The organism is Archangium minus (genome assembly GCF_044360475.1).
Taxonomy (GTDB): domain Bacteria; phylum Myxococcota; class Myxococcia; order Myxococcales; family Myxococcaceae; genus Archangium; species Archangium minus.
In genome coordinates this window covers 8,545,034-8,566,219 of record NZ_CP043494.1, presented here as the reverse complement: position 1 = coordinate 8,566,219, position 21,186 = coordinate 8,545,034, and the positions used below count along the sequence as shown (strand labels likewise).

Below are 21,186 nucleotides of genomic sequence, written 5' to 3'. Positions count from 1 at the left end.
AGCCATGAGGGCCTTCGCTGAGAGGATGCTGCGTCATGCGGTCCCCGCGCAGGGAGGGGCAGTGGGGTGGGCAGCGGGTGCTGTGGAAGGACCCTGGCACGGCAGCTCGACCGTGAAGGTGGTCCCCACGCCGGGCTCGCTCTCCACCCGGACCGAGCCACCCAAGGCCGTGATGATCTCCCGCACGATGTGCAGGCCCAGGCCGAGGCCCCCGTAGTGGTCCACCGGAACGGCTCGCTCAAAGCGCTCGAAGACGTAGGGAAGGCGGTCCGGCGCGATGCCGATGCCTTGATCGCTCACCCGCAGCCGCGCCAGGCCCGCGTCTTGCTCGAGGGAGATGTTGATGGGTTTGTCCGCCGCGAACTTGAGGGCATTGGAGAGCAGGTTGGTGACCACCTGCTCCAAGCGGGTGCGATCCCACCGACCCACGACTCCCTCCTGGAGCTGGAGCGAGAGCGGGCAGTGGGCCCGAGTGAGCGACTCTCTCAAGCGCTCCGTGACATCGCGGACCACCGTCGCGAGCTCCACCTGCTCCAGGTGGAGGTGGAGGCGTCCGGCCTGGATGCGTGTCACGTCGAGCAGCTCCTCGACCAACCTGGCGAGCCGGCGGGTTTGGGCCTCGGCGCTCTGGATGCCCCGTGTCAGGGGCTGCGGCAGGTTGGCGCCGCTGCGGCGCAACAGCCCTTGCACGGAGAGCCGGAGCGAGGTGATGGGCGTGTAGAGCTCGTGAGCGGCGACGGACAGGAAGTCATCACGCAGCTGGATGGCCTCCTGGGACTCGCGGTACAGCCGCGCGTTATCGATGCAGACGGCGGCACGGCGTGCCAGCTCCTGCGCCAGATTCAGCTCCGCGTCTCCGTAACGGCGCCCCGTGGTCGACGACATGAAGAGGATGGCCCCGAGCATCTTCCCGCGCGCCACGAGCGGAACCATCATGCCCGAGCGCAGGGAGAGCTCTCGGACGATGTCGAAGAAGCGCTCCTTGCGACCGGAGTTGGTCTCTCGCACCATCCCATCGTCGACCTGCTCGAAGAGCAGGGGCTGTCCCGTCTTCAGCACGTGCGCGAGCGGCGCGGGTGAGTTCCACGAGGGAGGCTCCTTCTCCATGAGCTCGCGCAGGAGTTGCTCCTTCGCGGGCTCCACATGGGTCATGGCGACCGGGCGGATCGTCCCGTCATTCTGGACCACATCGATGATGCACCAGTCGGCCAGGAAGGGCACCACCGAGCGGGACACCTTGTCCAGGGTCGCCTCGTAGTCCAGGGACTCGGCCAACATCAGGCTCCACTCGGCCAGGAAGCGCACGGCCTGCTCCGCGCGCCTGCGCTCCTCGACCTCGACGCGCAGCCGCTCGAAGAGGAGGCTGTTCTCCAGGGAGATGGCGATCTGCGAAGACAGCAGGCGCAGCACCCGGACGCGCTCGGGGGTGAAGGCCCGGGTGACGAGGTTGTTCTCGAGGTAGAGCACGCCCACCGTCCTGGCGGGGCGTTGGATGGGCACGGCGAGAGCAGACTTCATGGTGTGCCGGGCCACGTACGGGTCGGAGGTGAACCTCCCTTGATGGGCGGCATCGGCCAGGACGAGGGACTCGCCCGAGCGGAAGGCGTGTTCGATCAGCGTGCCGGGTACCTGGCCTGCCTCCTTCAAGGGCGTGTGCAGCAGCGAGACGGGCTCGGAGACCGCGCCCACCGCACGTACCCAGAGGGTGTCCTGCTCCTCGAGCACGAGCGCACCTCGCTGGGCTCCGGCCGCCTCAAGGCACACCGCCATGAGCTTCTCGAGCAGACGCTCCAGCACCACCTCGCTCACGAGCGTCTCCGCGGACTTGAGGAGGGTGATGAGATCAAGCGTGCCCCCTCCGGAGCCGGCACTCTCCTGGTGGAGGGAAGGCGCCTTCCAGAAGGTCGGCTCGAGCGGCACGAGGTCCGGGAACTCCTCCTCCAGCGCCGACACCTTGGCCTGGGCGCCCCAGCGGGCATAGCCCTCGAGGGCGGCGCGCAGGTAGACGTGGGCGAGGCGCTTGCCCCCGACGGTGAGGTAGTAGCGGCCCGCCAGCTCGTTGGCGAGCGCCTCGTCTTGGAGGAACTCCTCGCGGTGGGCCCCCTCCGCGGCCTGCTCGTAGAGCCGCAGGGCCTCGACGTGGCGCCCTCCGACGCGGGCGAGCTCGGCGCTGACGAGCTGGTGTTTGTGGCGGAAGTTCTCCGGGCAGTTCTCCGCCCAGAGGCCGAGCTGGCGCTGGTTGGCGGCGAGCTGCTCCAGGAGCGCAGACCTCTCCGGAGGAGGAACCCTGTCGCAGTACGCCGCCAGGAGCAGCGAGGTATAGAAGTTGTGATCGGCGACGAAGTACCAGCCCTGAATGGTCTCGAGGAGCGGGCCTGCCTCCTGCGACATCTTCCGGGCTTCCTCGAGGTCCCCCAGGAGATAGGACAGCTGCAGGCGCAGGAGTCTGTACGTGCAGCGCGTGACGGGGAGCTCCTGGATGGAGGCGAAGAAGGCGGCCTCGTCAAAGGCGTCGTCCTCGAGGCGAGCGCGCTCGCGGGTTCGATCTTGCAGGCAGCGGATGACGTGGCGCAGTCCGAGGAGCGGGCTGACCAGCTCGAGGAAGCCGGACCTGCGGAGGAAGGCGAGGCCGGGTTCGAGCCCGGAGAGCAGGTGGGAGAGGCCGGTCCCCATCGAGAACTGCGTATGCGCCGTCATGGGGACCGTGTAGCTGGCGAAGTGGAGATCTCCACACGCGAGCGCGGTGGCGAAGGCCTGAAGGTAGAAGGGCACGTCGGTGCGGAGCGGCGCCCTCCAATGGTTGATGGTTGCCGCGAAGGTGAGGAGCGTCTTGCTCTCCTGCCGCGGCTCGGCATACCGCCGGCACAGCTCGACGCCCAGGCGGCCGAAGGCGTGGCCGGAGGCGTAATCCCCTTCGAGCAGATCAAGCATCTGCCCGTAGTAGGTGTACGACGAGGCGGCATAGACCGTGTTGCCATGCTTCAAGGTGAGAGTGACAACGCGGGCGTTGAGGAAGCCGAACAGGGACGGGTCGAAGAAGAAGACCGAGGGGCTGAGCTCCGTCAGGAGTTGCAGGCAGGCGAGCAGCTCCGGGTCTTCCGTGCGGGGCGCCTCCAAGAGCTGCTCAGGTGTGCGGCCTCGCAGGTTCTCTTTCACCGCTGCCAGCTCGGCCCTGAGGGCCTGGGGCGCGTCATGCTTCTCGGGCAGCTCCACGCCGAACAACCTCAACCCCTCGCGCCCCCACTGGACTGCCTCTGAGACGGCGCGTTTGACCGTGCAGGCGAGGATCAGGAGGGTGTAGAGGTCCGCCTTGTCGAAGCGGGACCGGGCATGGGTGAGTGCGGAGGAGAGCAGCTGCTTGATGAGCTGCTGCTCTCCTGTGTAGTAGGCGCACTCCGCCGCCTCGCGGTGAAGGCGGAAGGTCAGCTCGTAGTGGGACTGCCACGCGTCCGGCGGGAGGAAGTCGATGCCCCGGGCGAGGTAGCCTCGAGCGGAGCGGAAGGCGGACAAGGCCTTGGCCTTGCTGCCCGCCCGGAGGTTGAGCGTGGCCAGCTCCAGCTTCCCCGCCTCATCCGTCACCAGCTCCGCGCCCAGGTCGAGCTGGTCGACGGTTTCGAAGAGCCGCTCATCGAGCTCGCGCTCGGAGGTTCCCCGCAGCCGGTGTCCCGCCTCGAGGTGCAGCCGCTTCTTCTGGTCGTCGGGGAGCAGGGAGTACGCGGCCTGTTGGACGCGGTCGTGCGCGAAGCGGTAGACGGCCTTGCCCTCGGGGACGAGGAGCCCCTGTTGGAGCGCGCTCCAGAGCGCCGCGGCCGTGTCGCCCACGGGCATGTCCATCAAGTCGGAGAGGAGCGGGAGCTCCACCCGGCTGCCCAGGCAGGACGCGACCTTGAGGACGTCCTGGGTGTGCGCAGGAAGCTGGCGGAGGGTGGCGAGCATGAGCTCGATGACGCTCCCGCTGACGCCTACCTGCTCGACGCCCGTGAGATCCCACACCCACGCGCCACGCTCGACGTCGAAGCGCAGCAGGTTGGCTTGGTGGAGGTAGCGCAGGAACCGGGAGGCGAAGAAGGGATTGCCCTCCGTCTTCCTCAGCATGAGCTCCGCCAGGGGACTCAGGTGCCCGGGCTCGTGGCGCAGGGTGTCGCGAAGGAGCGCTGTGAGCGCTTCGCGCGTGAGCGGGGACAGCTCCAGGAGGCGAAGGGGCGCCTGCGCCTCTTGAATGGCCGCGAGGGTGCCAGCGAGCGGATGTTGGGGTCCGACGTCCTCAGGGCAATACGCGCCCACGAGCAACACGTGCCGGGAGTCCAGGTCCGACGCGAGGCTTCGGAAGAGCGCGAGCGAGGCGGGGTCCGCCCAATGCAAGTCATCCAGGAACAACACAGACGGATGCTCGGGTGAGGAGAGCGCTCTGACGAAGGCCTGGAAGGTGAGGTGCAACCGGTTCTCGGCCTCGGCGGGCCGGAGCTCGGCCATCGGTGGGAGCACCCCGGTGAGCTGCTCCAACTCGGGGATGATGCCCAGCAGCACTCGGCCGTGATGGCCCAGGGCCTTGAGGAGCCGGCGCCGCCACATGTGGCGGATGTGGGCCGGTTCGTTCAGCAACCCATGGACGAGGCCCTGGAAGGCATCCACCCACGGCGCGTAGGGCACGTTGCGCTGGAGCCGGTCGACCTTGCCCGAGAGGAACCGGGCCTCATGTCCCGTGCGTTGGCGTAGATCGTGGACGAGCGCCGACTTTCCAATGCCCGCCGGCCCCTGGAGCACGACCGTTTCGCTCGGACCTGACCGGACGCGCGCCAGGGCGGCCTCGAGCTGCGCCAGCTCCCGCTCACGTCCGTAGAGCCGCTCTGGGAGGGCGAGCTGCTGCGCCTGTTCAAGCCCGCCAAGCTCGAAGGGCTCGAGCTCACCCGTGGTCCGCTGTCGCCTGCGAGCCTCCAGCAGATCGGACAAGAGGGACTCGGCGCTCTGGTAGCGCTCATCGGGCATCTTCGCGAGCAGCTTGAGCACGAGGTCCGAGAGCAGTGCCGGGACCTGGGAGTTGGCGACGGCCGGGGGGAGCGGGGGGCGCGCCAGATGGGCGTGCACGAGCTCAGCGGGGTCCGTCGAGGTGAAAGGCGGCTGGCCGGTGAGCATCTCGTAGAACGTGGCGCCCAGAGAGTAGAGGTCGGCGCGATGATCGACGAGGCGGTCCATGCGTCCGGTCTGCTCGGGCGCGATGTAGGGCAGCGACAGCTCGAATTCCCCGAGGGTGCTCGCGGAATGGAAGGGCCCGGGGACTCGGGTGGCGAGGTCGAAGTCGATGACCGTGACGAGCGGCACCCCCGCGGCCACGATGATGTTGGTGGGATTGAAGTTCCGGTGGATGACGTGGTGCCGGTGGAGGCCCTCGAGGCTCTCGGCCAGTTGGAGGGCCAGCTCCAGGAAGGTGTCGAGATCCAGCGGGTTGCGTCTGAGCCATTCCCGCAGGTCGTACGGACCGGCGTCCTCAAGGACGAGCGTGGGGGTGTCCGCTACCTCTTCGAAGGCGAGCGGCCTCACCACCCCCGGCACGCCCGAGTCTCGCAGCTCCCGCAGCAGCGCGTGTTCATGGTGGAGCATCGCCAGGCTGCTAGAGGCGAAGGGGCTCCTCCGGACCTGCTTGAGCACCAGGGAAGCGCCTTCCGCGGTCCACACACGGGACACGACGTAGCGGCGTCCACGGTGGATTTCCTGAGAGGCGCGAGGGTCAGAGGATGAAAGGCCCTCGCCTGGTAGCTGCCGCATCATGTAACCCCCCACGGGTGGGAGTCCCTGACGCGCGCGCTGCACCTCAGCGGCGCGGTGGCTCCACAGCGCGGCTCCGCCGCACCCGCTCTCTTCTGAACATTAGAACGGGGAGGCCTTCGGGAGAAGTACCCCTGGCCGTTACGAGACCTTGGGGCAGGGGGCTTGTGTGCTCGCGGCGCCCACTACTTCTTCCTGAAGAGCGCCTCCGCGGCAGACAACAGCTCGTCCGTGCGCTGCTTCGCGTGCAGGCCGCCCTCGCTGATTTGGAAGAGCTCGCAGAAGTTGGCCCCGTCCTTGTCCGAGGGCACTTCCGCGAAGGGCTCCTTGCACTGCTTCGCCACCGTCTCGTCGAAGTGGCGGCAGTTGCGGCACGAGCGCAGCTCCTCGCCGCAGTGAGGGCATGTGTCGCGCCGCCCCACCTGGTTGCCTACAACGTCGAGTTGACCTCCGCAGTGCGCGCAACCCGGCATGCTCCACCTCCCGCTCAGGGGTGAAGCAGTCCATAGCAGCGGTCTCCTCGGACCGCGAGTCGTCTAGGTGCGCGAGGGGCGGACGGACGCACGCACGGGGACCGGCTCGGACGACTGCTCCGACTCCAGCTCCTCGCTCGCCTCGTCCAGCTCCCCATTGAGCCGGCGCAGCATGCTGAGCATCCACGCGCACACTGCCGCCGCCACCGCGAACAGGATGCCGAGCGACTGGCCGCGCTGCCACAGGTGGGCCCGCTCCATGACCGCCCGGCGCTTCGCGAACGTCTCCAGTTGCTGGGTGGCGAGCGTGTCGTTGAAGCTCGCGGCGTACTCGGCCGCCTGCGCCTTGCTGCGCTCCAGCAGCCAGTCCGCCTCGGAACGCAGCTGATCCGCGCGGTACCAGCACCCTACGGTACACGCCACGGATAGCAGGGTGACACACACCGCTGTCGTCACACTGAACAGTCGCATGCCGCCCCCTCCGAGGCCGCCGTTTCACGGGTGCCCGACACCCGTCGCTGCTCCGGCTTCCCGAAGACAGTAGCCGATGGTAGGGACCTCCTTCGCCATGGGCAAGCCCTACCGTCCGAAAGACCACTATTTCAAGAAAGCCAAGCAAGAAGGGCTGAGGGCCCGTTCCGCCTTCAAGGTGGATGAGATCCTCAAGCGCTACCCCTTCCTGAAGAAGGGGGCCTCGGTGCTCGACCTGGGGGCGGCCCCGGGTGGCTTCCTGCAGATCTTGGCCGACGCGGTGGGCCCCAATGGCCGGGTCATCGGGGTGGACATCGTCGCCATCCGGCCCTTCTCCCAGCAGCACGTGAAGACGGCGGTGCTGGACGTGCTGGCCGACGACTTCGACGCGAAGCTGCGCGAGCTGTACGACGGGCCCTTCGACGCCGTCATCTCGGACATGGCACCCAAGACGAGTGGTATCCGCACCACCGACGAGGCACGGAGTTTGCGGCTGGCCCGCAAGGCGCTCGAGGTGGCCGTGACGCGAGGTCGCCCCGGCTCGGCCTTCGTGGCCAAGCTCTTCATGGGGGGCGAGTTCGAGGAGTTCCGCGACGAGGTGCGCGCCAGCTTCGAGGAGGTGAAGCTGGTGCGTCCCGAGGCGACCCGCGGCGCCAGCATGGAGGTGTATGTGATCGGCCTGCGCCGCAAGGCCCCCTCCGCGCCCACATCGCCCTAGCGTTTCGAGCGTCAGGAGAGGAGCGGGGCCTGGCTCGCCACGCGCTCGATGCAGGCGGGGATGTCGTTCGTCGGCGAGTTCACCACGCGCGACACCTCCCAGAGCTCCAGGGGCTCGTCCTCGTTGGGGACCAGGAGGGGCTGTAGCAGCGAGGCCTCTTGGGGCTCCGGACGCAGCCAGAGTTCCTGGCCCTCGGGCCGGAGGATGACGGGCATCCGGTCATGGATGGGGGCCATCACCGCGTTGGGGCCGGTGGTGATGACGGTGCAGGTGCGCAGCACCTCGCCGGTGTCCGGGGCGGTCCACTCCTCCCACAGCCCTGCGAAGGCCATGGGCCGACCATCCTTGCGGCGGAAGAGGTAGGGCGTCTTGGGTTTCGTGCTCTGCTTCCACTCGAACCAGCCGTCCACGAGCACCAGGCAGCGCCGGCGCTTGAGTGCGGAGCGGAAGCTGGGCTTCTCCGCCACCGTCTCACCGCGGGCGTTGATGAGCTTGTTGCCGATGGAGGCCTCCTTGGCCCAGGAGGGGATGAGGCCCCAACGGTAGGCGTCCAGCATGCGCTCGCCGTCATTGATGACCACGGGCATCAGCTGGGTGGGGGCGAGGTTGTAACGAGGGCGGTCGAGCGCGGAGCGGACGCCGGTGAGGGCGAACTCACGCGCGATCGCCAGGGCGGGGGTCTGGATGGTGACGCGGCCACACATGGCGTCCATTATGCCCCGAGTGCGACGTCCGCGCTCCTTCTGGCCATGTCACCACTTTTGATCTCTCGCTCCTTCTTCGTTCTCCTGACGCTTTTCTCGCTCATGCTCGCTGCTCCGTCCGCGCGGGCGCAGCCTCCCGTGCCCACGTGGAAGGACATCGATGCGCTGACGGAAGACCAGAAGCTCGAGGCCGCCCTTCAGGGGACCGATGCGCGTCTGGCGCAGGCCCGCGCGCAGGGCAACGAGGACGAGTGGGCGCGGGCGCTCATCCGCTCGGCGCAGATTCGGACCGCGCTGCATGGCTTCGAGGCGACTGTTCGGTTCTTCCGAGAGCAGCCGTGGCCGAAGGGGGTGGTGCAGCGTACTGCGCTCAACCTCTACTACGCCGGCACGCTCCTCCAGTACGCGAGCTACCGCCGCTGGGAGGTGCTCCAGCGCGAGCAGGTGGTCTCCGGTGACACGTTGGACCTGAAGCAGTGGACGGCCGAGCAGATCTTCACCGAGGCCCGGCGTGCGCTCGCGGATTCATGGGCAACACGGGAGCGGTTGGGTGGGGAGAAGGCACAGGCGCTCGAGGGCTTCCTCTCGGCCCACACCTATCCTCCGGGCATCCGCGACACGTTGCGCGACACGTTGACGTATCTCTGGGTGGAGATGCTCACGGACCAGGGCCAGTGGCGGCCCGGGCAGGCCGATGAGGTTTATCGCTTGGACCTGGGCGAGCTGCTGGAGGGCACGCCGCGGGTAGACCTGGTGGACCCCGCGGTGCATCCACTGCGCAAGGTGGCCGCCATCTTGGCTGACTTGGAGGCCTGGCACCGCGCCTCGGGCCGGCGCGAGGCGGCACTGGAGGCGCATCTGGCGCGGAGCCAGTCGCTCTACGATGCCTTCCGCGAGGAGACGGACAAGGCCCGCATCCGTCGCCACGTGGCCGAGCACCTCGAGCGCTACCGGGACGTGCCGTGGTGGGCCATGGGACAAGCCTGGCTGGCGGAGCGCGAGCAGTCCGATCGACCGGTGCGTGCACTTGCGATGGGGAAGGCGTGCGTGGCGGCTTTCCCGAACAGCATCGGAGGCAGGTGGTGCGCGCGGACGGTGGCAGCGCTCGAGGCCCCGGAGTTTTCGCTCACCAGCATGCGGTCCGATGGCGCACGCAAGCGCTCCATCGAGGTGACACACCGGAACCTGTCTCGGCTGTACTTCCGGGCCTACGCGTATGACCTGGAGTCGAGGCTGGCCAAGGGCAGCTTCTACGACGAGTTCCTGGAGGGGGACGACGAGGAGGGCGATCGGCTGCCCTCGTTCCTCGAGAAGGAGAAGCCCGTTGCGGCCTGGAGTGAAGCCCTGCCGGGGACACCGGATCTGCGCTCGCACCGCACCTTTGTGGTGCCTCCGCTGACGGAGCCGGGCAGCTACCTCATCGTCGCCTCGGCGCGCGAGGACTTCCGGGAAGAGGGCAACGCAGTGGTCGCGACGCTGTTGACGGTGACGCCGTGGGTCTTTGTCACTCGGATGGACACGGACAGCCGTCTGGAGGTGAGGGTGCTGGAGGGCGAGACGGGCCAGCCCGCGTCGGGCGTGGAGGTGCGCCTGATGGACGTGGACAGTGAGTCTCGTGTCGTGCGGACCTTGAAGACGGATGCCCGAGGGGTGGTGCTGTTCCAGAAGCTGAGGGAGCAGACCTTCCTCGTCGTGGGACGAGGCCGGCAGGCGTTGGTCGGCTCGGAGTCGTTCTATGGCGAGGAGGGAGAGGGGGCGAGACGGGAGCAGACGCAGGCACTCGTCTTCACGGATCGGACCGTGTACCGCCCGTTGCAAAAGGTGCAGTGGAAGGTGGTGCCCTTCCGAGGACGCGGAGAGCAGGCGCGCTACCGAACGCTGCCAGAGCAGCGGCTGACGGTGTCGCTGGTGGATGCAAACGACCAGGTCGTCGAGAAGCGCGAGGTACGGACCAACAGCTTTGGCTCGGCGGTGGGCGAGTTCACCGTGCCCGCGGGGCGGCTGCTCGGCGTGTGGCACGTGGAGGCCCACGTGGGCAAGGCCGAGGTGGGTACCGCGCAGGTTCGCGTGGAGGAGTACAAGCGTCCCACCTTCGAGGTGACGCTGAAGGACTCGGACGCGACGTTGCGCCTCAATCGCCCGGCCACCTTCCGGGGCGAGGCCCGCTACTACTTCGGGCTGCCGGTGACGCGCGGCACCGTGCGCTGGCGCGTCCACCGCGAGCCCCTTTATCCCTTCTGGTGGTCGCACGCGCGCGGCCTGCCCACGTCCTCCCGGGTGGTGGCCAGCGGCACCGCTCCCGTGGGCGAGGACGGAGGTTTCCAGCTCACCTTCACGCCGGATGCGGACGAGCGGTCCCCCTCCTCGCGCGAGGTGTCCTGGCGCTACCGAGTGGAGGCGGACGTGACGGACGAGGGCGGGGAGACGCGCTCGGCGAACCGCGGCTTCCGGCTCGGCCTGGTGGCGGTGGAAGGGCGCGTGGACATGGACGAGGGCTTCTTCCGCGAGGGCGTGGCCCCGGAGATCCGGCTGATGCGCGCGAACCTCGATGGCGTGCCGCTGTCCGGGGCGGGCCGGTGGCGGTTGGTGGCGCTGAAGCAGCCCGCGAAGCCCCAGCTGCCCGCCGCGCTGCCCCTGCGGGCTCCTCCCGAGGCGAGCGTGGAAACGGAGGCCCGTGTCACCACTCCGGGAGACCAGTTGCGACCCCGCTGGTCCGCGAATCCCGCTGAAGAGGAGACCTTTCGGGACTGGGCAGACGGCGAGGAGCTGGCTCGGGGCGCGGTGGCGCATGACGCGCAGGGGCTCGCGCGGGTGAAGCTGCCCGTGCTGACTCCTGGCATCTACCGCGTGCACTACGAAACGGAGGATGCCTTCGGGGAGCGGTTCAGCACATCGCGCGAGGTGCTGGTTGCGGGCGCGCGTGCACCAATTGCCGTGCCGGCGTTGCTGCGGCTCGAGCGCAGCTTGGTCAAGGTGGGCGAGACGGCGCGCCTGCTGGCCTTCTCCGGCTTCGAGGGGCAGCCGCTGTTCCTGGACGTCTCACAGGGAGAGCGGTTCGTGCAGCGCCGTGTGCTCACTGGAGGTAAGGACCCGGCGGTGCTGGAGCTTCCTGTTACCGAGTCTCTGCGGGGTGGCTTCACCGTGACCCTGGTGGCGGTGCGGGACTACCAGGTGCTGGAGTTCGCGCAGACGGTGTTCGTGCCCTTCGACGATAAGGAGCTGCACCTGGAGTTCTCTACCTTCCGGGATCGGCTGCGTCCGGGCGCAAAGGAGACGTGGCGGGTGACGGTGAAGGGGCCTCGGGGAGAGGCGGTGGAGGCAGGAGCCGCCGAGCTGCTCGCATACATGTACGATCAGTCGTTGGAGCTCTTCGCGCGGCACTCGCCGCCGGCCCTGTCGGACTACTACCCGCAGCGCGCGGGAGCGGTGTACCTGGATTCCAGCCCAAAGGAGCTCTCTTCCCGGTGGCTCTATGGCCAGGGGCTCCGGGAGTTGCCGGAGTGGCGCTATCCCCAGGGGGAGATGCTCTTGTTCGAGGACGACAAGGGCCTGGGTGGACCCGGGTGGGGTGGACTCCCGGGCCTGGCGATAGGCTCGCTCCAGAGGGACATGCGGCGCAGGGAGATCATTCAGCTCCCCATGCGCGCGGCCAAATCCTCCGCCCCCCCTCCCAGCGCGGAGCCGAGCTATGCCGCCGATGGCATCGTGGGGGGGGTCATGGCCTACGGTGTGAATGACTCGAAGCCGGAGGACGCCCAGGAGGAGCTTGCTGAGAGCAGCGCGGTGCCGAAGGACGCGGTGCGCGGCAACTTCGCGGAGACGGCCTTCTGGGTACCGCAACTGCTCACGGGTCCGGATGGCTCGGCGGTGCTGGAGTTCACCGTGCCGGACTCGGTGACAGCGTGGAACGTCTGGGTGCACGCGCTGACGAAGGACCTGAAGGGTGGCTCCTTGACGCGCCAGACTCGGAGCGTGAAGGAGCTGATGGTGCGTCCGTACGTGCCGCGCTTCCTGCGCGAGGGCGACCGAGCGGTGCTGGAAGTGGTGGTGAACAACGCGGGCGAGGCCGTGCTGGAGGGCTCGCTCGCGCTGGACATCCTGGAGCCGGAGACGAATGCGAGCCTGCTGTCGCGCTTCGGGGTGAAGACGGCGCGCCAGCCCTTCCGGGTGGAGGCGGGGAAGGGGACGACGGTGCGCTTCCCTCTGGTGACGCCGGCGGAGCTGGGGCCGGTAGCCTTCCGGGTCACCGCGAGCGCTGGGGACTTCAGTGATGGAGAGCTGCGCCCGCTGCCCGTGCTTCCCGGCCGTATGCACCTGACGCAATCGCGCTTCGTGGCGTTGCGAGGCGGAGCACGCAAGGAGCTGGAGTTCCCGGACATGCGGCGTGGGGATGACCCGAGCCTGCGTCACGAGCAGCTCGTGGTGTCGGTGGACGCGCAGCTCTTCCACGCGGTGCTGGGGGCGATGCCGTACCTGGTGAACTATCCCTACGAGTGCACCGAGCAGACCCTCAACCGCTTCGTGTCCACGGGCGTCCTCTCCAGCCTGTATGGCCGCTACCCCGAGGTGGCGAAGCTGGCGAAGTCGCTGAGCACGCGCGCCACGCGCTTCGACACGTGGGACGCGGTGGATCCCAATCGGAAGCTGGTGCTGGAGGAGTCACCCTGGCTGGAGATGTCTCGGGGCGGGAGCGAGGAGGAGCAGCAGCTGGCGAAGGTGTTGGATCCAGAAGTCGCGAGGGCCGAGCGCGAGGCCTCGCTGGTGAAGCTGCGTCAGGCGCAGTTGCCGAGCGGAGCCTTCCCCTGGTGGCCGGGTGGCCCGCCGTCGCCGTACATGACGCTCTACATCCTCCACGGGCTCTCACGTGCGGCGGAGCATGGCGTGGAGGTGGATCGCCACATGACGACGCGAGCGTGGGAGTACCTCGCGCAACACTTCCGCGCGGACTACGCGGAGCGGATGCGGAAGGAGGGCTGCTGCTGGGAGTTCCTCACCTTCCTCGAGTACGTGGCCTCGAGCTTCCCGGACGCGAGCTACACGGGCAACGCACTCCGTGCCGAGGAGCGCGCGCGCATCCGCGACTTCAGCTTCCAGCACTGGAAGGAGCACTCGCCGTACCTGAAGGGCTACCTCGCGCTGGCGCTGAAGCGAGCGGGACGGGAGAAGGACGCGCGGCGGGTCTTCGAGAGCGTGATGAACTCGGCGAAGACGAGCGAGGAGCTGGGCACGTACTGGGCGCCGGAGGAGCGGAGCTGGCTCTGGTACAACGACACCACGGAGACGCAGGCCTTTGCGCTGCGCACGCTGCTGGAGCTGAACCCGAGGGACGAGCGGCGGCACGGCCTGGCGCAGTGGCTGCTGTTGGATCGAAAGCTAGGCCACTGGAAGTCCACGAGGGCCACGGCGGAGGCGGTGTACGCGCTGGTGCAGTACCTGGAGCGCGAGGGGGCGCTGAAGGTTCGCGAGGAGGCGAAGGTGACGGTGGGAGGTCGGACGGTGGCGTTCGCCTTCAAGCCGGACGAGTACACGGGGAAGGGGAACCGGGTGGTGGTGCCGGGACCGGAGGTGAAGCCGGAGACGAGCAGCGTGGTGAGGGTGGAGAAGGAGGGGAAGGGGCTCGCGTTCGCCTCGGCGACCTGGCACTTCTCGACGGAGCGGCTGCCGGAGGAGGAGCGAGGAGACTTCTTCGAGGTGTCTCGCCGCTACTTCCTGCGCGAGCAAAAGGGGAAGGAGGCGGTGCTGCGGCCGTTGGCGGAGGGGACGGTGGTGGCGCCAGGGGACGAGGTGGAGGTGCAACTCTCGGTGAAGACGAAGCACGCTGCGGAGTACGTGCACGTGAGGGATCCACGCGCGGCGGGACTGGAGCCAGAGAGCACGGAGTCTCGGCACCGGTACAACCTGGGAGTCGTCTGGTACGAGGAGCCGAGGGACTCGGGGACGAACTTCTTCTTCGAGTGGCTGCCCGCGGGCGAGTACACGCTGCGCTATCGGCTGAGGGCCAACATGGCGGGCACCTTCCGGGTGGGACCCGCGACGGTTCAATCCATGTACGCGCCCGAGTTCACGGCCTACTCGAAGGGGGCGGTGCTCACGGTCGGCCGCGAGTAGGGCATACTCGGCGAGGGGAAGAACTGCCATGTCCGCTCGCCGCATCCTCCACACCGCCGCCGTGATGGCTGGCCTCGTTCCGTCCGCGCTTGTCGCGCTGCCGGGCCAGGCCAGCGCACAGAGCTCCTCAACGCCCAGCATCACCTGGAACACCTACTTGGGGGGGACCGCGGCGGATGGAGGATTCAGTGATGACTGGCCGCAAGGCATCATCACGAACAGGCTGGGTGACACCTTCGTGGTGGGCAACACGAACGCCGCCAGCTTTCCCAAGGGCTTGCCCTCGCCATTGGCCACCGGGGGTGATGATGTCTTCGTCACCAAATACGACGCGGATGGGCGCGTGGTGTGGACCCGTGTGTTCGGTGGCCCCAAGAATGACGTGGGCCTGCGGCTGGCGTTCGTCCCCTACAGTGAATCTCATCTGTACATCGTCGGGACGACCGCTTCCTCGTCTATCGGCAACGTGTCCCGGACGGTAGGCGCTCTCAAGGGTGACTCGGACGCCTTCCTGGCCCGGCTGGATCTGGACGGCACCGTGCGCTGGTTCATGTACCTGGACGGCCCGGGCCTGGACGAGGGCCGCGACGTCAACGTCTACGAGAAGGATGGGAACCGGGTGGTGTACGTCGTCGGGAAACGGGATGACGATGTGTTCGTCACCCAGGTGGACGACACCTCGGCCAGCGATCCAGCCATCGCGTGGAGCACCACCTTCGGGAGCCCGGGCGTCGACGTGGCGTACGCGGTGGCGACCAACGAATTCCACCGGGTGTTCGTGGGAGGCTCCGTGAGCCAATCCGTCTCGTCGGGCCTCCCCACTCCGCTGAATACCTTTGGCGGAGGTACGAGCGACGGCTTTATCGCTCAATTGAATCCAAAGGGCGGCACGGTGAACTGGTTCCAGTACCTGGGCGGCAACGGGCCCGATGACGTCCGGGACCTCTTGAACCAGCCAGAATCAGGCGGTGTCACGGCCGTCGGCAACAGCCTCTCCACGAACTTCCCACCGGAGTTCACGCGCAGAGGACAGGAGATCTTCCTGGTCCGGGTCGTGACCGACAACGGCGGCCTTCAGGAAAAGAAACTCCTGGTCGGCGAAGGTGGCGAGTACATGGAAGGCCATGCCTCGGCGGACGTTGTTGGCAACATCTATTTCGGTGGGAGTACGACCTCCCCGAACCTGGCCCTCAATGCCTTCGATCCGCACCTTGACCCCGGCACCTTCCAGAACGATGGCTTCGTCGCCATGGTGGATCCGGACCTGACGGGGTTCGTCTGGGCATCCTACGTGGGAGGACCCGCCTCCCTTTCCGAGGCCGTGATGGGGGTATCCGCGGTTCCAAGAGGACAACTCACATTCATGGGGCACTCCAATGCCTCGGAGGCGGGCGTGCTCGTGGTGGACGTCGGCGATGATCTCCAGCCGAACGGAGGCATGGAGGGTTTCGTCTTCCGCCTGCCGGTGGATCCGAATGCCAAACCGCCGGACGGAGGAACCACGCCTGGCCAGGACGGAGGAACCACGCCTGGTCAGGACGGAGGAACCACACCCGGCCAGGATGGAGGCCTTCCCGGGCCGAATGACGCTGGCGTCGACCCGGGACAGCCGGACGATGAGCAGCGCTCCCCGCTGGGTTGGGGCTGCGGCAGCGCCGGGGGTGGTGCTTCGGTGGGCGCGGTCGCGCTGATGGCGCTGGCCCTGTTGCTGCGCCGCGCTCGCTCCTGAGCGGGCCGACTACTCGCCGCAGGTGGAGCGCTCGTCGGTGGGGTAGAGCGAGGCGATGCCGTAGGTGCCATTGCGCGTCCCGCACCAGATGCGCCACGAGGTGCCGCCGAGGTCCGGAGCCGAGTACACGCCACCTTCCTTCTTGGCTCCATCGCGCGCGCAGCAGCGAGCGAAGGCACGGGTGCCGACGGCCACCATGGCCACCGGGTCTGTCTCCTGTGTCGTGAAGCCTCCGAGCTTCTTCTCCGCACAGGACCAGGGCGCCACGCCGCGGAAGCGGATGAGGTACTGCGAGCCCTGCAGGGGCTTGCCTTTGCGGCCCGGGCCATCGAAGCAGAGCTTTCCTTCGGACTCGAGCTGCGCGTAGCGCGGCAGGTAGTGCAGCCCGCCGATGGTCCGGGTGGTCCAGTCGTCGCCGCAGAAGACGTGGGTGAAGGCGTTGCGCGGTCCCGTGCTCACCCAGAGGCCGGTGAGCCACTCGATGTTGGCCTGGCGCGAGCCCGGGCGCCCCGCCACGGACAAGGCGCGCTGGATGCGCGGGTCGTCATAGTGCGTGGAGATGAAGCGCTGCACGTCCCCGCGGCTCACCGAGGCGTCCGGTCGCGCCGGGCACATCCCGAGCACTTCGCGATCCACAGGCGTGAGCGTGGGCGCCTGGCGGAAGAGGGGAGGTCCGTCGCAACGGGTGGCGCAGCCCCGGGCCTGGGGGACGTCGGAGGGCAGGGGCGCTGCCTCGGGGGCCCGGTCCTTGGATGCCAGGAACTCACCACTGTGACGCGGCTTCTCCGGGAGCTCCGCCGTGCCGTCGCACTTCACCCAGCCTTCGCCCGTGGCGCCCTTCAGTTTGCACCACGCTCGTCCGGGGCCACCCTTCTTGATGACCGGGTAGGCCGTATTCGGCTCAACGGTGAAGACGACCTTCTTGGAGTCGGGTTCCGACACGGCCTCCAGCCGGGTGCCGGACACGAAGGCGCCCGAGGCGTAAGCACTGAAGGGGAGGGTGCACAGAGCGATGAGCAGCAGGGTCAGGGTCCGCATGCCGCGCAGGATACCCGCCCTGCTTCCCCTCTGAACCAGGCAGGCTCTCCTCCGGGTGACACGGTCCGCGTGGAGAGCACGCCCGGTCAGGGCTCGAAGTTCACGGTCGTGCTCCCCCGCGGCCAGGTCAGGCCAGCTTGATGCGCGCGGACTTGTGCTTGCCCACCTGCACCAGGTACTCGCCCGCGTCCAGCTCGTGCTTCGGGTCGGACACCTTCTCCCCATTCACCCGCACACCGCCCTGGCCCATCAGCTTGCGACCTTCCGTGAGCGACGCCACCAGCTTCGCCTCCGCGAGGGCCTTGGCCAGCAGCATCTTCGGCGCCCCGCCCAGCGACAGCTCCACCAGCGGCTGATCCTCGGCGACGATCTTCTTCTGTGAGTAGCGCTCCTCCCACGCCTGCATCGCCTTGCGCGCCGACTCCTCGTCGTGGAAGCGCGCGGCCATTTCCTGAGCGAACCCGGACTTTGCCGCCTTCGGGTGCAGCTCCCCGCTCGTCACCTTCGCCTTCAGTTCGGCCAGCTCCTTGAGCGACCGGGACGACAGCAGCTCGTAGTAGCGCCACATCAGGTCGTCCGTGATGCTCATCAGCTTGCCGTAGATCTGATCCGGCGAGTCGCTGATGCCCACGTAGTTGTCCAGGCTCTTGGACATCTTGTCGCCGACGATCTTCCCGTCGACCATCTTCGCGTCCAGGCCCTCGAGGATGGGTCCGGTCATGATGACCTGCGGCTCCATTCCCTCGTCCTTCATGAGCTGCCGGCCCACCAGCAGGTTGAAGAGCTGGTCCGTCGCGCCCAGCTCCACGTCCGCCTTGAGCGCCACCGAGTCGTAGCCCTGCAGCAGCGGGTACAGGAACTCGTGGATGGAGATGGTGCGGTTCTCGCGGAAGCGCTTCTTGAAGTCATCGCGCTCCAGCATGCGCTGTACCGAGTAGCGCGCCGCCAGGCGGATCATTCCCTCCGTGCCCAGCGTGTCCAACCACTCGGAGTTGAAGCGCACCTGCGTCTTCGCCGCGTCCAGCACCTTGAAGACCTGGTCCTGGTACGTCTTGGCGTTGACCTTCACCTCGTCGCGGGTGAGCGCGGGGCGCGTGACGTTCTTCCCGGAGGGATCGCCAATCAGCGCGGTGAAGTCACCGATGAGGAAGACCACCTGGTGGCCGAAGTCCTGGAAGCGCCGCATGCGCGTGAGCAGCAGCGAGTGGCCCAGGTGCAGGTCCGGACGGCTCGGATCAAAGCCCGCCTTGATGATGAGCGGCTTGCCCGTCTCATACGAGCGCTCGAGCTTCTTCTTCAGATCCTCGGGCACCTGGATGTCCACGGTGCCTCGGGTCACTTCCTCGAACTGCTCCTGGGGGGTCGCCTTGCGCAGCGGATTTTCGGACATGACGCCGCGCAACCTAGCCGAAAACCCGGCCAGGTTGACACAGAAGGAGAGCGGGGGCCTACGTGCCCGGCAGGTGCTCGCGGATGCGCTCGATGCTCCGCGCCTTCCCCGTCTTGTCATCCATGTCGATGATCACACCCTGGAGGTAGACCAGGTTCTTGGCCAGCTCGTAGGGGACGTGGCGCAGGGTGATGAAGCGCTCGATGGAGAGCTCCTTCTTCATCCCGATGACGGAGTCCAGCGGGCCGCACATGCCCACGTCGGTGATGTAGGCCGTGCCGCCGGGCAGAATCCGCTCGTCGGCCGTCTGCACGTGGGTGTGGGTGCCCACCACGGCGGACACCTTGCCGTCCAGGTGGGCGCCCATGGCGTTCTTCTCGCTGGTGGCCTCGCAGTGCATGTCCACCAGGATGCAGGGCGTCTGCTTGCGCAGCTCCGCCACCAGCTCCGGCGCCACCGTGAACGGGTTGTCCAGGGGCTTCATGTTGACGCGGCCCTCGAGGTTGAGCACCCCGAGCTTGCGCCCATCCGGCGTCTGGATGACGGTGTGCCCCTTGCCCGGCGCCCCCTTCGGGTAGTTGGCCGGGCGCAGCAGCAGGTTCGGGTTGTCCTGAACCCAGGGGAGGATCTGCTTCTTGGTCCAGAAATGGTTGCCGCTCGTCAGGAGGTTGACCTCACTGGCGAGCAGCGCTTCGGCCGACTCGGGGGAGATCCCGGCGCCGCCCTCGCTGTTTTCAGCGTTGGCGACGACCAGGTCCACCGAGTGGCGCGCGATCAGCTTGGGAAGAAGGGTGCGCACGGCCGTGACGCCCGGCTTGCCCACCACATCGCCCATGAAGAGTACTTTCACGTGTCGAGGAAGTCCCAGTCGCGGTAGAGCCCGCGCATTGTCTCCGACTCGGTGACGACGAGGTCCATGTCCACGTCGTCATTCGTTGTCGGCATGGTGTCGACGATCTGATCGCCGAAGGCCAGTCCCACCCGGCGGCTGCGGGCCGAGGCCGCCTTGAGCGTGGCGTCATAGTAACCGCCACCCCGGCCTAGTCGCTTGCCGTCGCGCGTGAAGCCCAGCCCAGGCACCACGAACAGATCGATCTGGTCCACCGGGATGAGCTCCGCGGAGTTGGTGGGCTCGCGCACTCCAAGCCGCCCCGGCTCCAGCTCGGCCTCGGACTTAATGGCCCGGAAGGACAGGATACGTCCATGGACGTGGGACAGCGGGTAGCAGACGATCTTCTCGTCCTGCAGCGCCGCGATGAGGATGTCCCGTGTGGGCACCTCGCCCCGAATGGGAGCGTAGAGCGCCACCGTCCTCGCCTTTTGGTAGTAGGGCGTGGCCAGGAACCGCGCCTGAACCTTGAGCCCCCGCTCGTCGATGATGTCCGGCGTCATCGCCTTGCGCCGCGCCGTCAGCTCCTCGCGCAGCGACACCTTCCGAGCCGTCCCCTCTTGTGCCACCGTCTCGCTCGCCACCTGCCCCGCTCCCGACAAGAGTAAGAAAAAGTCCCCCGCAGCATGGCCGTGTGCCTAGCGTCCATTGAACCCTAAAAAAGCCAGGTGGGGTTCGAAGTCGAAGCTCCGTAGGCTTCCCTCATCCCGCGAGGGGAGGGCTTGCACATGGAGCCCGAAACGGACCCCGATATGGACGTATCGGTTCGAATTTCTGCTGGGCATCACGCGCCCCGCAGGGGACAGCCCTTCAACAAGCCTTTCCTTACTGCAAATCCCTGAAACTCCTGGAGAAACCCAGGAATTGCTGAAGGAATGATATGAACGCAGGGGGGTTGGGTCAAGCCATTGGCGCACGTTTACAAGGCAGCCGACCCCCTCCTATGATGGAGGGGCTCCCACTCATGGCGTCCGTTTCCATAACAATTGGCCTCGCGGCCGTCGTCGCCGCAGCCCCAGGAGCCGCCAGGGCGGAGACGGTCCTCCAGGGGGGCTACCAGGCGAACGTGCTGGGTCGGGTCGAGTTGAGCGCCGAGAAGGAGAGGCTCGTGGCGTTCGCCACCGGAGGAGGCCCCTGTGATTTTGCCCCCCGGAGCCGGGTGCTGGAAGGGGAGCTTCAGGGCAACGTGCTGGTGGGGCAGCTCACCTTGTGTCTGCAGGGGCCATCCTGTCCCACGATGGACACCTTGCCCATCCTCGCCCTGTTCAGCCCGGAGGATCGCACGCTGACGGCCTATGTGCGGCCGCGAGCAGGGTGTCAGGTGCCGGTGTTGGGCAAGGGGGGGGTGATGGTGCTGCAGCCGGTGGGGGAGGCGCCCTCGGCGGCCTCGGTACGTGGCGGGGCGTCCTCCATGGCGCGCCTGCGAGGGGAGAAGCGCAACCCTGAGGCGGCCAAGGCGGCGCTGGAGCGGGGCAACCGACTCCTGGGGGAGAAGAACTGGGGCGGCTCGGTCGCCGAGTTCGAGCGGAGCATCTCCTACGACGATCGCAACTGGGTGGCCTTCTTCGGCTTGGGCACCGCCTGGTTGATGCGAGGTCAGGCGTCCGATGCCATCGAGGCCCTGAATCGGGCCTGGGCGCTCAATCCGAAGGATCCGCGCGTTCATTATAACCTGGCGTGTGCCTACAGCCGGATCAGCGACAAGAAGCAGGCCTTGGCCCACCTGGGGCTGGCGGTGAAGCTCGGCTTCACCATCGCCGAGGGCTCCCTGGATGCCGAGCTGGACAAGCTGCTGGGATCGGATCCCGAGTCCTTCGGGAAGTACCTCCAGCTGACCCAACAGGCCTACACCAACCACGCCAAGGCTTCTGCCGGAAGGCGGCAACAGACGGGACCGTGAGCG

The 21,186-nt window shown here is 67.7% G+C and carries 12 protein-coding genes; 4 read left to right on the top strand and 8 right to left on the bottom strand.

What is annotated here, in order from left to right:
- Positions 1–33 precede the first annotated feature (33 nt).
- The 3 genes from F0U60_RS34765 to F0U60_RS34755 form a co-directional block, all read right to left on the bottom strand.
- Positions 34–5,763 carry an AAA family ATPase gene (locus tag F0U60_RS34765; RefSeq protein ID WP_395825589.1) on the bottom strand — a complete coding sequence of 1,910 codons (5,730 nt, stop codon included), beginning with the start codon at positions 5,761–5,763 and terminating at the stop codon, positions 34–36.
- A 185-nt stretch (positions 5,764–5,948) separates the two neighbouring features.
- Entirely contained in the window at positions 5,949–6,236 is a 288-nt protein-coding gene (locus F0U60_RS34760) for a hypothetical protein (protein WP_395806358.1), read from the bottom strand.
- A gap of 63 nt (positions 6,237–6,299) precedes the next feature.
- Positions 6,300–6,707 carry a hypothetical protein gene (locus F0U60_RS34755; protein WP_395806357.1) on the bottom strand — a complete coding sequence of 136 codons (408 nt, stop codon included), beginning with the start codon at positions 6,705–6,707 and terminating at the stop codon, positions 6,300–6,302.
- A 76-nt stretch (positions 6,708–6,783) separates the two neighbouring features.
- On the opposite strand from F0U60_RS34755, the gene F0U60_RS34750 reads away from it, so the two are divergent.
- Complete coding sequence (locus tag F0U60_RS34750) at positions 6,784–7,425, top strand: SAM-dependent methyltransferase (protein WP_395806356.1); 642 nt, start codon at positions 6,784–6,786, stop codon at positions 7,423–7,425.
- 11 nt (positions 7,426–7,436) lie between these two features.
- Here F0U60_RS34750 and F0U60_RS34745 read toward each other — a convergent pair whose 3' ends face one another.
- Positions 7,437–8,129 (bottom strand): SOS response-associated peptidase, encoded by a 693-nt coding sequence (locus F0U60_RS34745; protein WP_395825586.1) that lies wholly within the window; start codon positions 8,127–8,129, stop codon positions 7,437–7,439.
- Positions 8,130–8,267: 138 nt separating this feature from the next.
- Here F0U60_RS34745 and F0U60_RS34740 point away from each other — a divergent pair, with 138 nt between their 5' ends.
- Both F0U60_RS34740 and F0U60_RS34735 read left to right on the top strand, forming a co-directional pair.
- A complete protein-coding gene (locus F0U60_RS34740) occupies positions 8,268–14,237 on the top strand; it encodes an alpha-2-macroglobulin family protein (protein WP_395806355.1) in 5,970 nt (1,989 codons plus the stop codon).
- Between the two features lie 28 nt (positions 14,238–14,265).
- Positions 14,266–15,966: a hypothetical protein gene (locus F0U60_RS34735; RefSeq protein WP_395806354.1), complete on the top strand. Its 1,701-nt coding sequence runs from the start codon at positions 14,266–14,268 to the stop codon at positions 15,964–15,966.
- A gap of 9 nt (positions 15,967–15,975) precedes the next feature.
- On the opposite strand, the gene F0U60_RS34730 is transcribed toward F0U60_RS34735, so the two are convergent.
- The 4 genes from F0U60_RS34730 to F0U60_RS34715 form a co-directional block, all read right to left on the bottom strand.
- Positions 15,976–17,004, bottom strand: coding sequence for a hypothetical protein (locus F0U60_RS34730; RefSeq protein WP_395806353.1), 1,029 nt, complete (start codon positions 17,002–17,004; stop codon positions 15,976–15,978).
- A 127-nt stretch (positions 17,005–17,131) separates the two neighbouring features.
- Positions 17,132–18,394, bottom strand: coding sequence for a tyrosine--tRNA ligase (tyrS, locus tag F0U60_RS34725; protein WP_395806352.1), 1,263 nt, complete (start codon positions 18,392–18,394; stop codon positions 17,132–17,134).
- A gap of 58 nt (positions 18,395–18,452) precedes the next feature.
- On the bottom strand, positions 18,453–19,244 hold the full coding sequence (locus tag F0U60_RS34720) for a TIGR00282 family metallophosphoesterase (protein ID WP_395806351.1): 792 nt from the start codon (positions 19,242–19,244) through the stop codon (positions 18,453–18,455).
- Positions 19,241–19,867, bottom strand: a complete 627-nt coding sequence (locus F0U60_RS34715) for a 5-formyltetrahydrofolate cyclo-ligase (protein WP_239014312.1) — start codon at positions 19,865–19,867, stop codon at positions 19,241–19,243. Before F0U60_RS34715 ends, F0U60_RS34720 begins: the two co-directional genes overlap by 4 nt.
- Before the next feature lie 380 nt (positions 19,868–20,247).
- Between F0U60_RS34715 and F0U60_RS34710 the strand changes: the two genes are divergently transcribed.
- On the top strand, positions 20,248–21,183 hold the full coding sequence (locus F0U60_RS34710; RefSeq protein ID WP_395806350.1) for a tetratricopeptide repeat protein: 936 nt from the start codon (positions 20,248–20,250) through the stop codon (positions 21,181–21,183).
- The last annotated feature ends 3 nt before the right edge of the window (positions 21,184–21,186 follow it).

What these genes read in the sequence shown, in the direction of transcription:
- F0U60_RS34765 (WP_395825589.1), bottom strand. Translation starts at nt 5,763, where the DNA reads ATGCGGCAGCTACCAGGCGAGGGCCTTTCATCCTCTGACCCTCGCGCC.
- F0U60_RS34760 (WP_395806358.1), bottom strand. Translation starts at nt 6,236, where the DNA reads ATGCCGGGTTGCGCGCACTGCGGAGGTCAACTCGACGTTGTAGGCAAC.
- F0U60_RS34755 (WP_395806357.1), bottom strand. Translation starts at nt 6,707, where the DNA reads ATGCGACTGTTCAGTGTGACGACAGCGGTGTGTGTCACCCTGCTATCC.
- F0U60_RS34750 (WP_395806356.1), top strand. Translation starts at nt 6,784, where the DNA reads ATGGTAGGGACCTCCTTCGCCATGGGCAAGCCCTACCGTCCGAAAGAC.
- F0U60_RS34745 (WP_395825586.1), bottom strand. Translation starts at nt 8,129, where the DNA reads ATGTGTGGCCGCGTCACCATCCAGACCCCCGCCCTGGCGATCGCGCGT.
- F0U60_RS34735 (WP_395806354.1), top strand. Translation starts at nt 14,266, where the DNA reads ATGTCCGCTCGCCGCATCCTCCACACCGCCGCCGTGATGGCTGGCCTC.
- F0U60_RS34730 (WP_395806353.1), bottom strand. Translation starts at nt 17,004, where the DNA reads ATGCGGACCCTGACCCTGCTGCTCATCGCTCTGTGCACCCTCCCCTTC.
- tyrS (WP_395806352.1), bottom strand. Translation starts at nt 18,394, where the DNA reads ATGTCCGAAAATCCGCTGCGCAAGGCGACCCCCCAGGAGCAGTTCGAG.
- F0U60_RS34710 (WP_395806350.1), top strand. Translation starts at nt 20,248, where the DNA reads ATGGCGTCCGTTTCCATAACAATTGGCCTCGCGGCCGTCGTCGCCGCA.